Origin of the sequence: Caloramator fervidus (genome assembly GCF_900108045.1) — a bacterium.
Lineage (GTDB): Bacteria > Bacillota > Clostridia > Clostridiales > Caloramatoraceae > Caloramator > Caloramator fervidus.
The window spans coordinates 97,900-117,363 of sequence record NZ_FNUK01000001.1 but is presented as its reverse complement, the minus strand read 5'-3'; the positions used below and the strand labels follow the sequence as shown (position 1 = coordinate 117,363).

The window sequence follows — 19,464 nt, the reverse complement described above, 5'->3', positions numbered from 1 at the left end:
TATTACCATAAAATTTACAAATATTCAATCTAAATATCCTTCATAGAAAGAGCTATTCTTTTTCTTCTAAGGTCAACCTCTAAAATTTTAACAGTTATTATATCTCCAACCTTTAAAACCTCCATAGGATGTTTTATAAATTTATCTGATATTTGAGATTTATGTAAAAGGCCATCATAATGAACACCAATATCTACAAAAACACCAAAATCTGTAACATTCCTTACGGTTCCTTTTAAAATCATTCCGGGCTTTAAATGTTCTATTTCCATAACAGAAGACATGAAAATAGGTGGCGGAAGTTCTTCCCTTGGATCCCTTCCTGGTTTTTTAATCTCTTTTATAATATCTAGTAAAGTTGGAAGACCACAATTTATTCTTTTTGCAATTTCTTCAGCTCCACCGTTTTTCTCTACAAGCTCATCTAAATTTGAAAGATTTCTATTTTTAACATCTTCTAATGATAAACCTAAAACCTCAAGGAATTTTATGCAAACACCATAGGACTCTGGATGAACACCAGTATTATCTAAAGGATTTTCACTTTCTGGAATTCTTAAAAATCCTGCACACTGCTCAAAGGTTTTTTCTCCAAGCCTTTTAACCTTTAAAAGTTCTTTTCTATCTTTAAATTTGCCATTCCTTTCTCTATATTCTACTATATTTTTAGCTATGGAAGAATTTATACCAGCTACATAGGAAAGAAGAGAAACGGAAGCTGTATTTAAATCAACTCCAACGCTATTTACAACATCTTCAACTACTCCCTTTAACGTTTCATCAAGCCTTTTTTGAGAAACATCATGCTGATACTGGCCAACCCCTATGGATTTAGGATCTATTTTAACAAGTTCAGCTAAAGGATCCTGAAGCCTTCTTGCAATTGATATTGCTCCCCTTAAGGAAACATTTATATTAGGGAACTCTTCCCTTGCAACTTCTGAAGCAGAATATACAGAAGCCCCCGCTTCTGAAACAACAACATAATAAATCTTTTTTCCAGATTCTTTTTCTATTTCCTTTATAAGATCTGAAATGAATATTTCTGATTCCCTTGAAGCAGTTCCATTTCCAAGGGATATTATATCTACATTGTATTTATAAATTAACTCCTTCATTATCTTTTTGCTACCCTCAATGTCGTTTTGAGGAGCTGTTGAATAAACTGTAGCTGTATCTAAGAGTTTCCCAGTCTCATCTACAACTGCAACTTTACATCCTGTTCTAAACCCTGGGTCAAAGCCTAAAACAACTTTTCCCTTTACAGGTGGCTGCATAAGAAGATTTCTTAAATTTTCTGCAAACACCTTTATTGCTTGTTCTTGTGCTTTTTCTGTAAGCTCATTTCTTATTTCCCTTTCAATAGAAGGTGCAATAAGCCTTTGATAACTATCCTTTATAGCCCTTTGAAGGTATTCTTTATCCTTTTCTCTTTTTATAATTTTATCCTCAAGGTAGGAAATTATCTTTTCAACCGGAGCTTCAATTTTTACAGATAAAAATTCTTCCCTCTCACCCCTGTTTATAGCTAAAACTCTATGAGCAGGAATAGTTCTTACTGCTTCTTTATAGTCATAATACATTTCATAGGGGGAGGTTTCTTGTTTTATAGCTTTTGTAACTATTATTCCCTCTTTAAAGGTTATATTCCTTATAAATTTTCTATATTCGGCATTATCCGATATTTCCTCGGCAATAATGTCTAAAGCTCCCGATATAGCATCATCTTCTTTTAAAATTTCTTTTTCTTCGTCAATATATTGCCTTGCTATTTCTAATAAATTTTCTTTGTATTCTTGACCTAATATTATATTAGCTAAAGGCTCTAATCCCTTTTCCTTTGCTATAGTTGCCCTTGTCCTTTTCTTTGGTCTAAAAGGCCTGTATATATCATCAACTTCAGTTATGGTTTCAGCCTTTTCTATAGCTTCTTCAATTTCCTTAGTTAATTTCCCCTGCTCTGATATAAGCCTTTTTACTTCTTCTTTTTTAGCCTGAAGATTTCTTAAATAACTTAGCCTTTCATAAAATTTTCTTAAAGTTGCATCATCAAGGCCTCCAGTTGCTTCCTTTCTATATCTTGCAATAAAGGGAATAGTATTCCCATCATCAATAAGTTTAATAGTATTTTTTACTTGAATCTCTCCTATGTTTAGCTCATTACATAAAATTTTAACAATGTCCATGCAATCACCTCAGATTTAATTATATTTATAATATTGCTTTATAACAATCCCCTCTTAAACTTTTGTTCTAATTAACAAACTAAATGAATAAATACAAACTAGGAGGTGAAATTTATGTTTCCATGCATGTGTTAAACTAGTTGAAGAATATTTACCTGATGCATTTATTTTTGCTATTTTACTAACTATAATTGTTTATATTTTAGCAATCTTTAAAACAGATAAAACTGCTATTGAACTTATTAACTGCTGGGGAAAAGGATTTTGTAGCTAAAACCCCAGCATTAGCTATTATCGGACTTTTAGCTAAGGAACTTGCTCGCAAAGTAAAGGGACTTGATTACAGGCTTAAATGTAAAAACTTTTCCCCTTTTTACTTTCTTAAGTGCAGGATTAATTAATTTATTCATACCATCAGGTGGTGGGCAATGGGTAGCACAAGGTCCTATCGTAGTTAAAGCAGCTCAATCCCTAAACATTCCTTTAGGTAAAGCTGTTATGGCTCTTGCTTGGGGAGATGCTTGGACAAATATGATTCAACCCTTTTGGGCACTACCTATATTAGGCCTTGCTAAACTTAGTGCAAAGGATATAATGGGTTATTGTTTGATTGACCTAATTTATTCAGGAATAATAATAGCTCTAGTTTTCCTTATATTATAAAATATCTACATGAATTCACATAAAACCCACAATATTATCAACAGAGTTATTCACAATCTGTTGATAATATTGTGGATAATGGAATATAATGGTAATATATTTTAAATTTTGGAGTGGTATTTTTGAAAAAAATAGTAGGATTCATCGTTGTTATTTTAATGTTTTTACAAAACATTGCTTTAGCTTATTTTAATCCACAAAATGTGTATAACTTCATAAAAGAACTTTCCAGTGAAAAATATAGAGGAAGACTTTGTGGAGATGTTGGAAACGAACTTGCCTGCGATTTTGTTGCAAAGAAATTTAAAGATGCAAAATTAAATCCTTTAGGAGATAATAACACCTTTTTTCAACACTTTTATGCTTATGTTCCATATATAGAGGGAGAAACTTATTTTAGGGTATACGATAACAATAAACTAATAAAAGAATACAAATACGGAATTGATTTTAAAGAAGTCCCCTTTGGACTTTCAAAAGGAGGATATATAAAGGGTAAAATTTACTCTGATGAAAAAAAGGGAGATATTTTTATATCAATAAATTATCCCTCTGAAACAATCTCTGAATATAATTTTGATAAAAATCTTTTATCTAAAGGCATCAAAGCAGTAATATATATGTATAATTTAAATCCTAACTTTAAAAGCACATATAAATTACAAAATGAATATAAAAAAGGTTTAATTAAAATAGCCCTAAACAGCAAATACTTAGACGAAATAATTAACTTTCAAAAAAAAGGCTATACATTTGAAATAAAAAGTTCTATGGAATTTAAAAAAGTTAAAACTAAAAACGTTATAGCCTATAAAAAAGCTAAAGAAAAAAAATATCCACCAATAATATTTTCAGCCCATATAGACCACGTAGGATATGATGCTAATAAAATTTACCCCGGTGCTTTAGATAATGCTTCTGGCGTATCTTTTTTAATTGAACTTGCAAATCATCTTAAAAATAAACAAACTAATAGGAATATTATATTCATAGCCTTTAATGCTGAAGAAGAAGGACTTTTAGGATCCTATTATTTTGTAAACAACCCTCCGATTTCATTAGAGGGTGCTGAATGTATAAACTTTGATATGATAGGTTCAAAAAAAGAAATACCTTTAACTGCTCTAAAATCCAGCTTGTCTTTAAATAGGCAAGATTCGATAGATGCCTTTTTAAATTCCCATAACCTTAAAAGAAGCTATGAAGATAACAGCGACCACGTTCCCTTTACTTTAAAAGGGATAAGTTCTGTAACCTTAATTCACGATGACCTAGATAAAATCCACACCCCTTATGATACAATAGAAAACATAGATATTAAAAACATTATAAAAGTTTATAAAATAGTTGAAGACTATTTAAGCAAAAAAAATGTTTTTATAGAAGATAATGCCCCTATACTTTACTATGTTATATCTTCAACTTTTATATTAATAATAATTTTTACAATTTATAACAAAAAGTAGATCCGCTTATGGATCTACTTTTTGTTTTCCATCTTTAGATATGCATTTATAAACTCATCTATTTCTCCATCCATAACCGCTTGAATGTTTCCAATTTCAACCCCAGTTCTGTGATCCTTAACAAGGGTATATGGCTGGAATACATACGTTCTTATTTGGTTTCCCCAGCCTATTTCCTTTTGTTCCCCTGTCAAGTCCTCTATTTTTTCCTTTCTTTCTCTTTCCTTAAGTTCTATGAGTTTTGCTTTAAGCATTTTCATTGCCATTTCCCTGTTGGCATGCTGGCTTCTTTCACTTTGGCAGGATACAACAATTCCTGTTGGAATATGGGTAATTCTAACAGCTGATTCTGTTTTATTTACATACTGTCCTCCTGCACCACCTGAACGGAAGGTATCTATTTTTAAATCCTCATCCCTTATCTCTATGTCTTGATTATCCTCAAGTTCTGGTAAAACTTCCACAGAAGCAAAGGATGTATGCCTTTTTCCTGCAGCATCAAAGGGTGAAATTCTAATTAACCTGTGAACTCCCTTTTCTGCTTTTAAATATCCGTAGGCATACTCTCCTTTAATTTCTAAAGTTACGCTTTTTACACCTGCTTCATCTCCGGGTAAAAAGTCAACAGTTTCAACCTTATACCCCTTTGATTCTGCCCATCTTGTATACATTCTAAGAAGCATAGATGCCCAATCACAAGCCTCTGTTCCACCTGCTCCTGCGTGTATGCTTAAAATAGCGTTATTTTTATCATACTCTCCAGAAAGCATAGTCTCAATTCTAAAGGCTTCTATTTTCTTTTCAAGGTCATACCTTTCATTTGCTATTTCATCAAGATGAGAATAATCTTCTTCTTCATCACAAAGCTCAATTAGAACCTGAAGGTCATCCAATCTCTTTAAAAGATTCTCATACTTTTCAATCTTATCCTTTAAGGCCTTTGCCCTTTGAACTATTTTTTGAGCCTTTTCAATATCATTCCAAAAGTCAGGTTCCTGCATTTTATTTTCTAAATCTTCTACTTCCTTTTTAAGCTTAGGGATGTCAAAGAGAAGCCCCCACTTCACTTAATATTTTCTTCATAGGTTCAATGGCTGAGTAATGCTCTTCAAATTGAAGATGCATATTATCCCCTCCTTATGCATTTTTTCCACAACAATTTTTATACTTTTTGCCACTTCCACAAGGACAAGGCTCATTTCTTCCTATTTTTTCTCCTTTTTTTATAGGCTGCTTTTTAGAAGACTCATCATAATTTGTAGATACAGGTTCTGCAACCCTTTCCCTTTCAACCTTGTTTTCTGGTTTTACTCTAAATAAAAGCCTTAAAGTATCTTCTTTTATACTATAAATCATCTCATCAAACATATTCATTCCTTCAATTTGATATTCTTGAACAGGATCTCTATGCCTATAAGCTCTAAGACCTATACCCTGCTTTAGATGTTCCATTGCATCTATATGGTCTATCCACTTAGTATCAACAGTTCTTAAAAGAACTACTCTTTCTATTTCTCTTAAAGTTCCTTCCTCAAATTCTTTTTCTTTATCTTCATATATCCTATCTATTTCATTTATTAAGGTTTCTAATATTTCATCCCTTGATAAAGATTCTAATTTATTTTCATCAGCTTTATACATAAATACATCTTCTATATATCTTACAAGTCCTTTTAAGTCCCACTCTTCTCTATGTCTGTCATCGCTTATGTGGGCATTAACTATAGATGTTACAACATCCTTTATCATCGCCTTTATATTTTCCTTTAAGTTTTCACCTTCTAGTACCTTTCTTCTTTGGCTATATATTATTTCTCTTTGCCTGTTTAAAACATCATCAAATTGAAGTAACATTTTTCTTATTTCAAAATTGTGGGCTTCAACCCTCTTTTGGGCCTGCTCTATAGCATTTGTAACCATCTTGCTTTCAATTGGCTCATCATCTGGAAGTCCAAGCCTTGTTACTATTTCCTTTATCCTATCCGAGCCAAAAAGCCTCATTAAATCATCCTCAAGGGATACATAAAATCTTGAACATCCAGGATCCCCTTGACGTCCTGCACGACCTCTTAACTGGTTATCTATTCTTCTTGACTCATGCCTTTCAGTTCCTATTATCTTAAGTCCCCCAAGCTCTGCAACACCCTCGCCAAGCTTTATATCTGTACCACGGCCTGCCATGTTTGTCGCTATGGTTACCATTCCCTTTTCACCAGCATGAGCAACTATTTCTGCTTCCTTTTCGTGGTACTTTGCATTTAACACCTGATGAGGAATTCCTCTCTTTTTTAGCATATCTGAAAGCATCTCTGATTTTTCAATACTTATGGTTCCAACAAGGACAGGCTGCCCTGTTTTATAAGTTTCAACTATTTCCTCAACTATTGCATTAAATTTTGCCTTTTCAGTTTTATATACAACATCTGGGTAATCTATTCTTCTTACTGGCTTATTTGTAGGAATAACTATAACATCAAGGCCATATATCTCTCTAAACTCTTCCTCTTCTGTTTGGGCTGTTCCTGTCATTCCGGCAATTTTTTCATAAAGCCTAAAATAATTTTGGAAAGTTATTGTAGCTAATGTTTTAGATTCCCTTTCAATCTTTACTCCTTCTTTAGCTTCTATAGCTTGATGCAATCCATCTGAATATCTTCTTCCATACATCAACCTTCCTGTAAATTCATCAACTATTATAACCTCTCCATCTTTAACAACATAATCTATATCCCTTCTCATCAAGGCATGGGCCTTTAAAGCCTGTATTACGTGGTGTTGTATTTCTATATTTTCAGGATCAGCATAATTTTCAAGGTTAAAAAACTTTTCAGCTTTGTCTATACCGCTTTGGGTTAAAGTTACAGCATGTTGTTTTTCATCAACTTCGTAGTCTTCTCCCTTTTTTAAAGTTCTTACAAACTTATCTGCAATTTCATAAAGCTTTGTTGATTTTTCTCCAACTCCTGAAATTATAAGAGGTGTTCTTGCTTCATCTATAAGGATTGAATCCACCTCATCGATTATTGCATAATGGAGACCTCTTTGAACCATCTCCTCTTTGTATATAACCATATTATCCCTTAGATAATCAAAACCAAACTCGTTATTAGTTCCGTAGGTTATGTCGCAATTATACGCCTTTCTTCTTTCTTCAGCATCTAAATCATGGGTAATAACTCCTACAGTAAGGCCTAAAAATTCATAAATCTTTCCCATCCACTCCCTATCACGCTTTGCAAGATAGTCATTAACCGTAACAACATGAACGCCTTTTCCTGTTAAGGCGTTTAAATAAGCAGGCAAAGTTGCAACAAGGGTTTTTCCTTCCCCCGTTTTCATTTCAGCAATTCTTCCCTGATGAAGAACAATTCCACCAAGAAGCTGAACTCTAAAATGTTTCATACCAAGAGTTCTATAGGCGGCTTCCCTTACAACCGCAAAAGCCTCTGGCAAAATATCATCAAGGGTTTCACCTTTTTTTAATCTTTCTTTAAATTCAAAGGTCTTATTTCTCAATTCCTCATCGGAAAGACTTTGCATAACTTTATCTAAGCTTTCTATTTTATCTACTATAGGCATAAGCTTTTTTATTTCTCTTTCGCTATGAGTCCCAAATATTTTTTCTAAAAGTTTCATGCTACCACCTTCCCTTAAGCAATACTAATATATTTTAACATATTTTAATTTATTTAACAACAAAACAATAAGGCACGTTAAAACGTGCCTTAAAATTCAGGTTCTATTATACCATAATTTCCATCTTTTCTTTTATAAACTACGTTAACCTCCTCGGTTTCTGAGTTTCTAAATACAAAGAAGTTATGTCCTAAAAGTTCCATCTCAAGTATAGCTTCTTCAACATCCATAGGCTTTATCGAAAATCTTTTTCTTTTTACTATCTTTCCTTCTTCTTCCTCTTCGTTATATTCTGGAATATCTAAAAGCCTTAAGGTCTCTCCGTTATGAATTCTCTTTTGAAGTTTTGTTTTATGTTTAATTATTTGCTTTTCTATCTTTTCAACAACATTATCTATAGCTGAATACATATCATCCGTTGCTTCTTCCCCTCTTAATATCATTCCATTAAAAGGAATGGTAACTTCAATTATATGCCTATTTTTTTGAACCGATAAAGTTACGTGGGCTTCTTGTTCTTTGTTAAAATACTTTTCAAGTTTGCTTAACTTTTTTTCAACTATATCCTTTAAGGCATCAGTTAAAACAATGTTTTTTCCTGTAATCATGTACTTCATATAAACCTACCCCTTTCAAGTAAGCTAAGGGAAATTCTTATATTAATTTTAATATTTTCTGAAAATTTAATCAAGTATTTTTTGTCAAAATGTGAAAATGTTAATATGTTAATATCTAGTTGTGGATAATGTGGATAAATTTGTGCATAAATTGAAATTCAAGGTTTTTAAATCAACATATGGTGTTAATATCTTTATTTAGTTTATGCAAAAACACAAAAAAAATACAAAAGGATATAGCAGGTTAGCTGACCTGGTCTTTGCCCCCACACTCGCCTGCTGGGAGTTTTGCTTAAGGTGTATACCTCTCACTAATCCTCCTCTCGGTTTTACCGGCAGGACTTACTTCTAAGCCGCACCATGCTCATCAGACTTTTGTCTGACTTACGTGGGTCGTTTCGCCTGCGGCTAGCATCGACTTTCAACCACAGACCTAACCATGCCATATCCTTATGATGCAAAAGTTAAAACTATTACCTTTTTTGCATTACACTCCTTTAATGCACAGGAAACATAATGGGCTGTTGCCCCTGTTGTAAATACATCATCAACAAGTAAAACTGTTTTACCTGTCAAATCCTTTTTACATTTAAAAACTTCCTTTACATTATACCATCTATCAAAGTCATTGAATAGGGTCTGAGACTTTGTATTTTTTATTTTTTCTACACAATCTAAAACAGGAACAAAAGTTAATCTTGATAAATTATCAGCTATAGCTAAGGCTTGATTAAATCCCCTTTTGCTTTTTTTACTTTTAAAAATAGGAACGGGAACTATACAGTCAAATTTTAAATTTAACTCATCTAAAAGCTCCTTCATAAAATATGCAATAACTAAAGAAAGTTCAATTTTTTCTTTATATTTAAGTTTTATTATAATATCCCTTGCCATTTTTTCATATCTAAACACAGAATAAGCTTCATCAAAAGAAACCTTTAAAGGATACTGCCTTAAAATTTTGTTAGTCATCTTATTTTTTAAAACTTCAGCATAACAAAAATTACAAAGCCCAAATCTATATTCTTCAAGTTTTCCACAATATAGGCAAAATTTTTTATCTGGAAATAAAACTTCAATTAAGCAGTTTAAAGCCTCACATATCCTCTTTCCCAAGCCACTTTGTTTAAATTTCTTATAAGTTTTCTTGCTAAAGAAATTCCTTCAGTTTCATAACTTGAAATAAATAAAACCTCCCCTAATTTTTTATCCTTATGAAGAGCTGAAAAGGCTGAAATATAGATTAAAACTTCTTCATTGTAAACATCGCTATTAGCATTTAAAACTATAACGTTTATATTTTCAAATATGTTTTGAGATATCTTAAAATTATCAGTTATATAAATACTTTTATCGCTTTTTAAAAAAGTTAAAAAATCACTACTATCCTCAATATAATTTCTTTTAATACCATTTTTTATAATTTGATTTTTAATACTCCTAATATAAGCTTTATCAACAAAAATCACCGTTTTGGCTCCATCTTGAATTGACCACCTTATCATATCAAGAGCAAGAGAAGTTAAAAAAGGCTCCTCTACTATTCTTTCTACTTCAACCCTTGGTTCAGGAATTAAATAACTTCCATAAACGTAGGGAAGATACATTAAATCACAATTTAAATCTTTATATCCTTCCGGATTTACTGTTACTATTAAAAACTTTGCCTTATCTTTGCAAGCCTTTTTAGCTACTATATTTATAGGTTTTTCTTTGTTAAAAACTTTATACAAATCATTTAATATTACAAAATCAAAAGATTTATAAAACCTTATAAACCTAGATTTATAAGAAATAACAATATCATAATCTCTAAAATCCTCAAATTTATCGTTAATTACACATATTTTGTTTTCTGGAAATAAATCCTTTAAAACCTCTAAAGATTTATAAACATCATGAAAACTAGTTATATATAATATTTTTCCCCCATTTTTTAAAATCTCCATCATAGAAGAATAAAGAATATCTATACTAAAAGAATGCGGTGCACAAAATAATATTGCATTGTTTTTTTTAGATTTTATAAAGTTAAATATATCCCTTGCTACATCCTCTTTAATCTTATCAAGTTTAATCTTTTTATAATTATATCCTCTCTTAAAAGAAAAATTATAATTATCTGCAGCATAAATTAGCAAATCATCTTGATTAAAATCAAACTGACATTCTTTACAAGAGTATTTTTTACAAAAATAGCAGTAATTTTTATCATCAAACACAGGAGTAATCTGAATTCTTCTTTCACAGTATAAAAGCTGAAGTATGTCTAAAAGATAACTAAAATCCATATCCTTAAAAAAATCAAATATCTCAGATAAGGTAAAAACTTTTCCTATGATCTTTCCCTCTACAAGTTCAATATCGTTTTTTAAAGGTAAAACATAATCCTCAAAAACTCTTTTTAACTTCATTTTTATGCCGTGTTTTTTAAATACCCTATTTATTATAGAATCATCATTTTTTATAAGCCTTTTTATAAATACATTAGAATTTACAGACTGAACTATTGATTTTGCTTTTTTTATATCTGTTTTTCCTAATATAGTAAAATTTTCTATATTCCTTGTCCTTTTAAGTATTTCATAATCTACATAAGGGTTAAAAGAAAAATCATATATAACCCCGCCCTTCCCCTTTGCTTTATATATATAAACCTCCATTATATCACCTCTATTTTAAATCAGATATAAACCTTATTATCCTTTCCTTAAGCCCTGAATATCTATCTGAAACTTTATCATTTGAAATCATATAGCCTAAAGCCTGTTTCATTCCTACCAAAACCACAAGTTTTTTAGCCCTTGTAATTGCCGTATAGATTAAATTTCTTGTCATAAGCATAGGTGGTCCAAAACAAACAGGAACAACTATAACAGGAAACTCACTTCCCTGACTTTTATGTATGGTTATAGCATAGGCAAGATCCAGCTCATCTAAGTTTGAAAAATCATAAACAACCTTTTTATCTTCAAAAGCAACAATTACTTTTTGCTCTTCATTATCTATCTTTTCTATATATCCAATATCTCCATTAAAAACTCCAAAGCCCTGTTCAAAAGCTCCAGTCCATTCTAAACTGTAATTGTTTTTAATCTGCATAACCTTATCGCCTTCTCTAAATACAATATCCCTAACTTCCTTTTCAGCTTTAAGGCTTGATGGTGGATTTAGTATCCTTTGAAGCTCTCTGTTAAGGTTTAAAACGCCATTTTCACCTTTTCTCATAGGAGATAAAACCTGTATATCCCTTAAAGGGTCAAAGCCTTCTTTAAAACTTGGAAGACGCCTATCTACAAGATTTAGTATTTCTTCTAAAACGTCCTTAGGGTTGCTTTTTTGTATAAAGAAAAAGTCCTTATCCTTTTCATTAAGATATGGCATTTCCCCTTTATTTATCCTATGAGCATTTATGGCAATAAGACTTTCATTTTTTTGTCTAAAAATTTTATTTAACTTTACAACAGGAACTGATTTACTTTCTATTATATCCCTTAAAACATTACCCGGCCCCACTGATGGAAGCTGGTCAACATCTCCCACGATTATAAGCCTTTTTCCAAAGTCTATTGCCTTTAAAAGACTATTCATAAGAAGAATATCCACCATAGAGGCCTCATCTACTATTATCACATCCTCCTCTAATGGATTATCTTCATTTCTTGCAAAGGAGGGGCCATTTTCTGATTCTAAAAATTCTATTTCAAGGAGCCTGTGAATAGTTTTAGCTTCACTTTGAGTAGCCTCAGTAATCCTTTTTGCTGCCCTTCCTGTTGGAGCACACAAAGCTACCTGTAATCCTTTTTTCTTAAATATTCTAATAATACACTTTATTATAGTCGTCTTTCCCGTTCCAGGACCTCCTGTTATCACACAAACCCCACTGGTTATAGCCTTTATTACAGCTTCCTTTTGCTCTTTTGCAAGCTCTATATTATTTTCCTTTTCAAATTCAGCTATATTTTCTTCAATCCAATTTATATCTTCATTTATAGTTTGAAGGGAAAGCTCTATAAGTTTTGCTGCAACTTTTGTTTCTGCAAAATAATATGGTGCAAGATAATAAGCCTCTTGACCTTCTATCTTATCACATACAACTTCCTTTGATTTGATTAAAGATAAAATTTCATTTTCAATAAGCTCCTTAGGAACGTTTAAAAGATTATAAACCTCCTCTAAAAGTTCAAGTTTTGGAAGATATACATGGCCATTAGATATGCAATTTGCAAGAACATATTTTATTCCTGCTCTAATTCTATAATTTGAATTCAAATCAACTCCTAAACTTCTTGCTATTTTATCTGCCGTTTTAAAGCCTATACCATTTACTTCATCACAAAGCCTATAAGGGTTTTCCTTTACAACTTTTATAGTTTCATTTCCATACCTTTTAAAAATCTTAACCCCAATATTAGTGGAAATACCATAACTTTGAAGAAATATTAAAACATTTCTAAGTTCCCTTTGCTCTATAAAAGCCTCTGCTATCCTTTGAGCTTTTTTTTCTCCTATTCCATCAACCTCTGTAAGCCTTTCAGGATTCATTTCAATTATTTCAAAGGTGTCTTTTCCAAACTTTTCAACTATCTTTTTGGCAGTAACAGGACCTATTCCTGGAATAAGACCAGAGGCCAAATACTTTTCTATGCCATCTGCTGTATTTGGAGTAACTTCTTCATAAGATATAAGCTTTATTTGCTGACCAAAGGTGGGATGTAAAACCCACTGTCCAAATACTTTTATCTTTATGTTTTCGCTTATATAAGGCATTATACCAACAACAGATATTATATCGTTATTATGCCTTAGTTTTATAACGGTATATCCATTTTCTTCATTCCTAAAAATTATGTTTTCTACAACTCCTTCTATTTCTATCATTTCCATCACCTATCTAAAAGTCTTTTAATATCAATTATTTCTTTTAAAAGAAACATTATATCTCCCTTTGTAGCAGGGTCATCTAAATTAAAATAATTTGATTTAATTTTATCACAAAACTCTCTTTCTAAAAGGCTTACCATCTTAATCCTTCTAGAAAGACATCTTTTGCTTTCTAAATAATTAATAACTTGACCATCCTTTAAAATAATCTGTCCATCTTCTATTTTATCAATAAAATAAAAATTAACATAGCCATAAACTTCATCCCTTAAAACTTTAGGTCTTCTTACCTTTACAGGCAAAAGTATTTCCCCATCTCCTATGTAAAGTGGAATTATATTTCTTTGGTTTAAAATTCTCTTGCTTTTTCTTTTAACCTCTCTAAAATCAAGCATCCTTTCCTTTAAAATGCTTTTTAAAAGGTTTGTAATTTTTACACTAACAATTCTTTCTCCCTTTTCATCTTTTATCTTACATCCATCTCCTAAATTTTCTATATAATAGGGTAAAATGTATATCAACATTCTCCCATCCCCTTCCATTAAATTACAAAAAAATTATAATACGAACATTTGTTCGGTGTCAAAGGGTTATTTTTATGTTATAATTTTTCTAGGATGGGGGTGTTATTTTGAAATTTAAAAACAATTTCTTTTTAAATAATCTAAACGGAATTTTACAGGTTATATCAGTAAACCTTGCCACTTCCTTTGCAGGCCTTTTCTTAAAAAGACTTAATGCAAATGATGAACTAGTGTCCCTTTTTAACTCTCTGCCAGCATTTTTTAGTATACTAGCTATATTTTTAGGGGGGATCATTTTAACAAACACAAAGAACAAAAAAAGAACAACCTCCTTATGTTTTCTTGCAACAAGATTTTTTTATCTTACCATGGCTCTTGTCCCTTTTTTGCCTAAAAACACAAGGCCCTTAGCCTTTGTAATACTTTACAGCGCTATGAACTTTCCAAACTCTATAGCAATTTTTCTTTGGCAGTCCTTGATAGCGGATATTTTTCCTCCTGGAGATAGGGAAGCAAGCTTATCTTCAAGAAACAGCATTGCCACATTAGTTGGAACAATAACCACATTAACTACAGGATTTTTGCTTTATAGCATTTCAAAAACAAAATCTCAACTTATATCCCTATACCAAATAGCTTTTATAGTAGCCTTTATATTTGGTGTTTTAGAAGTTATTGTTCTTATTATGCATAGAATACCCAAAAATTTAAAACATGCAGAAGTTTCCAATGAAAACAACAAAATATCAATAGATTTTATTAAAAATCTTCCAAAACATAAAAACTATTTAATATTTATAATCACTATATTTATCTTTCATTTTACATGGCAAATGGCTTGGCCTTTATTTTTAACCTATGAAGTTGACTACCTTAAAACAAATGAGATGTGGACATCAATAATTTCAGCAATAAACGGTCTTGCAATGGCCTTTGGATATAAATTTTGGGGACATTTTTCTAAAAATAAGGGAAATTCCCTTGCTATAACAATAGCATCCCTTGGAATGGCAGTAGCCCCCTTTGCTTATTCAATATCAAATAAAATATACCAAGTTACATATTTTGTCCCGCTAACAGGCCTTAGCACTTCAGGGGTTATGTTACTTCTTTTAAACTCTTTATACGAAGTTTGCCCAAGAGAAAACAGAACATCTTTTATAGCCTTTTACAATCTTATTACCAATATAACCTTAGTAATTTCACCTTGGGTTGGCATGAGACTATATAAAATAACAGATATAAAAACAGCCCTTGTAATAATAGGATTTTTAAGAATATTTTCAGGCCTTATGTTTGTAATAAGACATAAAATAAGTTAAGGCAGGATAACCTGCCTTAACCTTTAAAAGAAGCAATAACCTTAGATAGCTCATTTATGCTTTCAGAAAGTTTTTCTAATTTACCTTCCACCCTAACAAGAAGGTAAATAGATAAAACTATCGGAAAGCCTAAATTGGCTATCTGATTTAAAAGATTATCCATAAAATCCCCCTTACTTTACATCATAATCAGTAACATCCCTTGAAATTACGCTTGCTCCCATTATCCTTACAAGGTCTCCTCCTTGAGAATCAAATATGTTTTTAGATATTATAAGGTTCATAACATTTTTTATATCCTCTGCTGTAATCCCATCTTTAACATAAGGTATGTTTATTGAGACGTTTTTACCTTCACTGTTTTGAAAAACCATCTGTAAAGTTTTCATCTAGATCCCCCCTATGCATTAATCAATTGGGATATATCCTGTCTTGTAACGCTTTGAACTGGTCCTTCTAGAAGGTTGCTTAAGGCTAAAACAACATCAAAAACATCTTGATCCTGTGCATTTGCCTTTATTCTTTTTAAAGTTACGTTTTTTTCAATGTCGTTTCCGTTTTGGTCAACCCCAACCTTAACTTTAAAAATAACATTTGATGTAACCTTTACTGATGTAACTGCCATTTTACCACCCCCTTCACCATATAATTAGGGGAAAATACTAGTTTTTTATACAAAAAAAACTTAGGTGCAAGCACCTAAGTTTACATCATTTCAGCAACTACTTTCTTTATTTCTTCTACCTTATCAAGTCTTTCCCATGGAAGATCAAGATCTGTTCTTCCAAAGTGGCCATATGCTGCAACTTGTCTGTAAATTGGTCTTCTTAGATCAAGTTGCTTTATTATAGCAGCTGGTCTTAAATCAAATACTCTATTTATTATTTCAACAATCTTATCATCTGGAAGTTTTCCTGTTCCAAATGTTTCAACTGTTATTGAAACTGGCTTTGCAACCCCTATAGCATAAGCTATTTCAACTTCAAGCTTATCTGCAAGTCCTGCTGCAACTAAGTTCTTTGCTACCCATCTTGCAGCATAAGCAGCTGAACGGTCAACCTTTGTTGGGTCCTTTCCTGAGAAAGCTCCACCACCGTGTCTTCCATATCCACCGTATGTATCAACTATTATCTTTCTTCCTGTTAATCCTGAGTCTCCATGTGGTCCACCAATTACAAATCTTCCTGTTGGGTTTATAAAATATTTTGTATTTTCATCTAAAAGATGAGCTGGAACAACTTTTCTTATAACATGTTCTATTATATCCCTTTCAATTTGTTCCCTTGTAACTTCTGGGCTGTGTTGTGCTGAAACAACTATTGTATCTATTCTAACTGGCTTATCATCATGATATTCAACAGTAACTTGAGTTTTTCCATCTGGTCTTAAATAATCTAAAGTTCCATTCTTTCTAACTTCAGCAAGCCTTCTTGCAAGTTTGTGGGCAAGGGATATCGGTAGTGGCATATATTCTGGTGTTTCGTTGCATGCAAAACCAAACATCATTCCTTGGTCTCCAGCACCTATAGCTTCTATTGGATCCATTTCTCCTTTTCTTGCTTCTAAAGCTTTATCAACACCCATTGCTATATCTGGTGATTGTTCATCTATTGAAGTTATAACTGCACAGGTATCTGCATCAAAGCCATATTTTGCTCTTGTATATCCTATTTCTTCTATAGTTTTTCTTACTATCTTTGGAATATCAACATAACAATTTGTTGAAATTTCTCCCATAACCAAAACCATACCAGTTGTAACAGCAGTTTCGCAAGCAACCCTTGCGTATGGGTCCTGAGCTAGTATAGCATCAAGTATAGCATCTGAAATTTGGTCGCAAACCTTATCTGGATGTCCTTCTGTTACTGATTCTGATGTAAAAAGCCTTTTAACCATTCTAAACCCTCCTTCATAATATATGATATCCTACATCAGGATTTTATATAAAAACTTTTTTAACTAAACTATAAAAAAAGCCTCTTCTGACAAGAAGAGGCTTAAAATAGTCCTCATCTCCCAGAATGTTTCCATTCTGCAGGAATTGGCACCTTGCTTTCCGCAGGTTGCCGGGTTTCATCGGGCCCGTCCCTCCACCTCTCTTGATAAGGATAACCTTATCGTATTCAATTTTTACTCGTCTAATATTATCATACTATAATTTAATTGTCAATATCTTTATTTTTATATATGAATTTATCTAAACTATCGTTAAGAATTACTATAAGCTTTTCTAAATCGTTTGATATATTTAAAAGCTTTCTTCCTATCTCCTCTTGGTTTTGTATAGCAGATGAACCTTCCTGTGAAGATGCTGAAAGCTGCTCAGCTGCTGCAGATATATTTTGTATTGAAGCATTAAGCTGCTGTATTGCATCCGACTGCTGATGTATTGCTTTGTTTATCTGTTCTGATACTTCTGCTATTTCATATGTCTTATCCATTATATCAGATAAAGCCTTTTCGCTCTTTTGTATAAGATCTACTCCCTCTGTAACTATAGTTTCATTTTCTTTTATTTCACTAGCAAGTTTTTCAATATTTTCGTTTATGCTTTCTACAACTTCAATTATATTTTTAGAAGAACTTTGAGTTTGTTCAGAAAGCGTCCTTATCTCTGAAGCAACTACTGCAAATCCCCTTCCTGCTTCTCCTGCCCTTGCAGCTTCAATTGCAGCGTTTAAAGCTAATAAATTTACCTGATTAGATATGTTTAAAATAATATCTACAATTCCATTTATCTCCTTTGCGTTTTTCTTTAAAGTTTCAATTGATGCAGCTATATTTTTTATAGATTCGTTTATCCTATACATATTTTTCAAAGAGTTATTAACCGCATCAACGCCATTTCTTGATACCGATATTGAAAACTCTGCATTTTCCTTTGCGCTTTGGCTATTTGCACTTATCTCTTCTATTGAAGCTGTTATCTCCTCTAAAGTTGCAGAAGCCTCCTGAATTGTCGCAGACAACTCCTGAGATGCCGATGCAACTTCCTGTATCATAGAAGATATGTTATCTGTATTTTGTGATGAGTAATTTGCTATATCGTTTAACTCCTTTGATTTTTCCTCAACATTGTCAAAGGCCACATTTATGTTAGTTAAAAGTTCCCTCATTAATTTAAACATCCCATTTAACTTATCTATTAAAGTATCCATTCTCTTGTCACTTGTATATTCTACATCCTTTGAAATATCTCCCTTTACAACCATCTCAAGATGATTTTTAACATCCTCTATTGAATTTATAAAACTTCCTATTGAAATCTTATCCTGAACAATGGCATAAACTTCAAACAACGCTAACAATAAAATTGAATATAATAACTTAACCTTCATAAAATACAGAAAAATTCCCATAATCAATAAAAACAAAAGATTAAAAAATAAAAACCTTGTTCTCATCTAAATACCTCCTGTTTTATTTTTTTATTTATAAGCTTTTCAAAGTCCTTTTTAGGCAAAGGCCTACTAAAGTAAAAACCTTGAAAAGCATCACATCCTAATTTTTTTAAAACTTCAAATTGATATTCATTTTCCACCCCCTCTGCTATAACGCTATAACCAAAAGAGTGAGACAGATCTATTATCGTCTTTACAATAATCCTATCTTTATAATCAAACATTAGTGATTCTATAAACTCCCTATCTATTTTAATTGAGTCTAAAGCTAACTTTTTAAAGTAATTTAAAGAAGAATAGCCTGTCCCAAAATCGTCTAAGGATACTGTAATTCCAAGCCCTTTATATAAGTTTAAATTGGTTACCGCCTTTTCAAAGTTTTCTATAATCATATTTTCAGTTATCTCAAACTCAAGCCACCTTGAATCTACACTTTTGCTTTTTATAACTTCAACAACCTCATTAGCCTTACTGTAGGATACAACCTGATTTTCCGTTAAATTTATGGCAATTCTTATAGGCTTATAATTTTTTAACCTCCATTCGTTTATACTTTCACAAACACTTTCTATAACATATAAGTTTATCTTATCTATTAAATTGTTTGCCTTTGCAAAAGTTAGAAACTTTATAGTATCAACCATTTTCCCATTTTTAAACCACCTTATTAAAGCTTCAGCCCCAGCTATTTCACCATCTCCATAGTATTTTGGCTGGTAAAAAACCTCTATTTCTTCATTTTCTATTGCTTTTATTATCTCTTTT

At 31.8% G+C, this 19,464-nt stretch carries 17 protein-coding genes, 1 pseudogene and 1 riboswitch; of the genes and pseudogenes, 4 read left to right on the top strand and 14 right to left on the bottom strand.

Going from position 1 to position 19,464, the window contains the following annotated elements; genetic code table 11:
• Positions 1 to 29: 29 nt before the first annotated feature.
• A complete protein-coding gene (locus C4R78_RS00630) occupies positions 30 to 2,186 on the bottom strand; it encodes a Tex family protein (protein WP_103895156.1) in 2,157 nt (718 codons plus the stop codon).
• 136 nt (positions 2,187 to 2,322) lie between these two features.
• Here C4R78_RS00630 and C4R78_RS09700 point away from each other — a divergent pair.
• The 3 genes and pseudogenes from C4R78_RS09700 to C4R78_RS00615 form a co-directional block, all read left to right on the top strand.
• Positions 2,323 to 2,460, top strand: a pseudogene (locus tag C4R78_RS09700) (TIGR00366 family protein); the annotation flags it as partial.
• A gap of 62 nt (positions 2,461 to 2,522) precedes the next feature.
• A complete protein-coding gene (locus C4R78_RS00620) occupies positions 2,523 to 2,849 on the top strand; it encodes a TIGR00366 family protein (protein WP_103895155.1) in 327 nt (108 codons plus the stop codon).
• A 122-nt stretch (positions 2,850 to 2,971) separates the two neighbouring features.
• Positions 2,972 to 4,315, top strand: a complete 1,344-nt coding sequence (locus C4R78_RS00615; protein ID WP_103895154.1) for a M28 family metallopeptidase — start codon at positions 2,972 to 2,974, stop codon at positions 4,313 to 4,315.
• Positions 4,316 to 4,329: 14 nt separating this feature from the next.
• Here C4R78_RS00615 and prfB read toward each other — a convergent pair.
• The 7 genes from prfB to C4R78_RS00580 form a co-directional block, all read right to left on the bottom strand.
• Positions 4,330 to 5,440, bottom strand: a protein-coding gene (prfB, locus tag C4R78_RS00610; protein ID WP_341456797.1) for a peptide chain release factor 2 whose coding sequence is annotated in 2 segments (ribosomal slippage) — positions 4,330 to 5,373 and positions 5,375 to 5,440 — 1,110 coding nt in all. Because the reading frame shifts where the segments join, the coding sequence is not laid out codon by codon here.
• 12 nt (positions 5,441 to 5,452) lie between these two features.
• The gene (gene secA, locus C4R78_RS00605; RefSeq protein ID WP_103895152.1) at positions 5,453 to 7,951 is read right to left on the bottom strand and encodes a preprotein translocase subunit SecA; all 2,499 of its coding nucleotides are present in this window, start codon (positions 7,949 to 7,951) and stop codon (positions 5,453 to 5,455) included.
• An 89-nt stretch (positions 7,952 to 8,040) separates the two neighbouring features.
• Positions 8,041 to 8,568, bottom strand: a complete 528-nt coding sequence (hpf, locus tag C4R78_RS00600; protein ID WP_103895151.1) for a ribosome hibernation-promoting factor, HPF/YfiA family — start codon at positions 8,566 to 8,568, stop codon at positions 8,041 to 8,043.
• Positions 8,569 to 9,018: 450 nt separating this feature from the next.
• Positions 9,019 to 9,684 carry a ComF family protein gene (locus C4R78_RS00595; protein WP_103895150.1) on the bottom strand — a complete coding sequence of 222 codons (666 nt, stop codon included), beginning with the start codon at positions 9,682 to 9,684 and terminating at the stop codon, positions 9,019 to 9,021.
• Complete coding sequence (locus C4R78_RS00590) at positions 9,657 to 11,231, bottom strand: hypothetical protein (RefSeq protein WP_103895149.1); 1,575 nt, start codon at positions 11,229 to 11,231, stop codon at positions 9,657 to 9,659. Before C4R78_RS00590 ends, C4R78_RS00595 begins: the two co-directional genes overlap by 28 nt.
• A gap of 10 nt (positions 11,232 to 11,241) precedes the next feature.
• Positions 11,242 to 13,449 carry an SF1B family DNA helicase RecD2 gene (gene recD2, locus C4R78_RS00585; protein WP_103895148.1) on the bottom strand — a complete coding sequence of 736 codons (2,208 nt, stop codon included), beginning with the start codon at positions 13,447 to 13,449 and terminating at the stop codon, positions 11,242 to 11,244.
• A gap of 5 nt (positions 13,450 to 13,454) precedes the next feature.
• Positions 13,455 to 13,976 (bottom strand): hypothetical protein, encoded by a 522-nt coding sequence (locus C4R78_RS00580; protein WP_103895147.1) that lies wholly within the window; start codon positions 13,974 to 13,976, stop codon positions 13,455 to 13,457.
• 107 nt (positions 13,977 to 14,083) lie between these two features.
• Here C4R78_RS00580 and C4R78_RS00575 point away from each other — a divergent pair, with 107 nt between their 5' ends.
• Entirely contained in the window at positions 14,084 to 15,298 is a 1,215-nt protein-coding gene (locus C4R78_RS00575; RefSeq protein ID WP_159945759.1) for an MFS transporter, read from the top strand.
• A 16-nt stretch (positions 15,299 to 15,314) separates the two neighbouring features.
• Here the strand turns inward: C4R78_RS00575 and C4R78_RS00570 are convergent, their stop codons facing one another.
• The 6 genes from C4R78_RS00570 to C4R78_RS00545 form a co-directional block, all read right to left on the bottom strand.
• A complete protein-coding gene (locus tag C4R78_RS00570; protein WP_103895145.1) occupies positions 15,315 to 15,461 on the bottom strand; it encodes a YvrJ family protein in 147 nt (48 codons plus the stop codon).
• 10 nt (positions 15,462 to 15,471) lie between these two features.
• On the bottom strand, positions 15,472 to 15,687 hold the full coding sequence (locus C4R78_RS00565; RefSeq protein ID WP_103895144.1) for a DUF2922 domain-containing protein: 216 nt from the start codon (positions 15,685 to 15,687) through the stop codon (positions 15,472 to 15,474).
• A gap of 11 nt (positions 15,688 to 15,698) precedes the next feature.
• Complete coding sequence (locus tag C4R78_RS00560) at positions 15,699 to 15,923, bottom strand: DUF1659 domain-containing protein (RefSeq protein WP_103895143.1); 225 nt, start codon at positions 15,921 to 15,923, stop codon at positions 15,699 to 15,701.
• An 80-nt stretch (positions 15,924 to 16,003) separates the two neighbouring features.
• Complete coding sequence (gene metK, locus C4R78_RS00555; RefSeq protein ID WP_103895142.1) at positions 16,004 to 17,194, bottom strand: methionine adenosyltransferase; 1,191 nt, start codon at positions 17,192 to 17,194, stop codon at positions 16,004 to 16,006.
• Between the two features lie 110 nt (positions 17,195 to 17,304).
• A riboswitch (SAM riboswitch) is annotated at positions 17,305 to 17,407 on the bottom strand.
• 50 nt (positions 17,408 to 17,457) lie between these two features.
• On the bottom strand, positions 17,458 to 18,702 hold the full coding sequence (locus C4R78_RS00550) for a methyl-accepting chemotaxis protein (RefSeq protein WP_103895141.1): 1,245 nt from the start codon (positions 18,700 to 18,702) through the stop codon (positions 17,458 to 17,460).
• On the bottom strand, positions 18,699 to 19,445 hold the full coding sequence (locus C4R78_RS00545) for an EAL domain-containing protein (protein WP_278308547.1): 747 nt from the start codon (positions 19,443 to 19,445) through the stop codon (positions 18,699 to 18,701). The genes C4R78_RS00550 and C4R78_RS00545 overlap by 4 nt, the downstream gene beginning before the upstream one ends.
• Between the last annotated feature and the right edge of the window lie 19 nt (positions 19,446 to 19,464).

Bases quoted from the DNA above. Each gene is read 5' to 3' on its own strand.
- secA (WP_103895152.1), bottom strand. From the start codon at position 7,951: ATGAAACTTTTAGAAAAAATATTTGGGACTCATAGCGAAAGAGAAATA.
- C4R78_RS00580 (WP_103895147.1), bottom strand. From the start codon at position 13,976: ATGTTGATATACATTTTACCCTATTATATAGAAAATTTAGGAGATGGA.
- metK (WP_103895142.1), bottom strand. From the start codon at position 17,194: ATGGTTAAAAGGCTTTTTACATCAGAATCAGTAACAGAAGGACATCCA.
- C4R78_RS00560 (WP_103895143.1), bottom strand. From the start codon at position 15,923: ATGGCAGTTACATCAGTAAAGGTTACATCAAATGTTATTTTTAAAGTT.
- recD2 (WP_103895148.1), bottom strand. From the start codon at position 13,449: ATGATAGAAATAGAAGGAGTTGTAGAAAACATAATTTTTAGGAATGAA.
- C4R78_RS00570 (WP_103895145.1), bottom strand. From the start codon at position 15,461: ATGGATAATCTTTTAAATCAGATAGCCAATTTAGGCTTTCCGATAGTT.
- C4R78_RS00550 (WP_103895141.1), bottom strand. From the start codon at position 18,702: ATGAGAACAAGGTTTTTATTTTTTAATCTTTTGTTTTTATTGATTATG.
- C4R78_RS00565 (WP_103895144.1), bottom strand. From the start codon at position 15,687: ATGAAAACTTTACAGATGGTTTTTCAAAACAGTGAAGGTAAAAACGTC.
- C4R78_RS00590 (WP_103895149.1), bottom strand. From the start codon at position 11,231: ATGGAGGTTTATATATATAAAGCAAAGGGGAAGGGCGGGGTTATATAT.
- hpf (WP_103895151.1), bottom strand. From the start codon at position 8,568: ATGAAGTACATGATTACAGGAAAAAACATTGTTTTAACTGATGCCTTA.
- C4R78_RS00630 (WP_103895156.1), bottom strand. From the start codon at position 2,186: ATGGACATTGTTAAAATTTTATGTAATGAGCTAAACATAGGAGAGATT.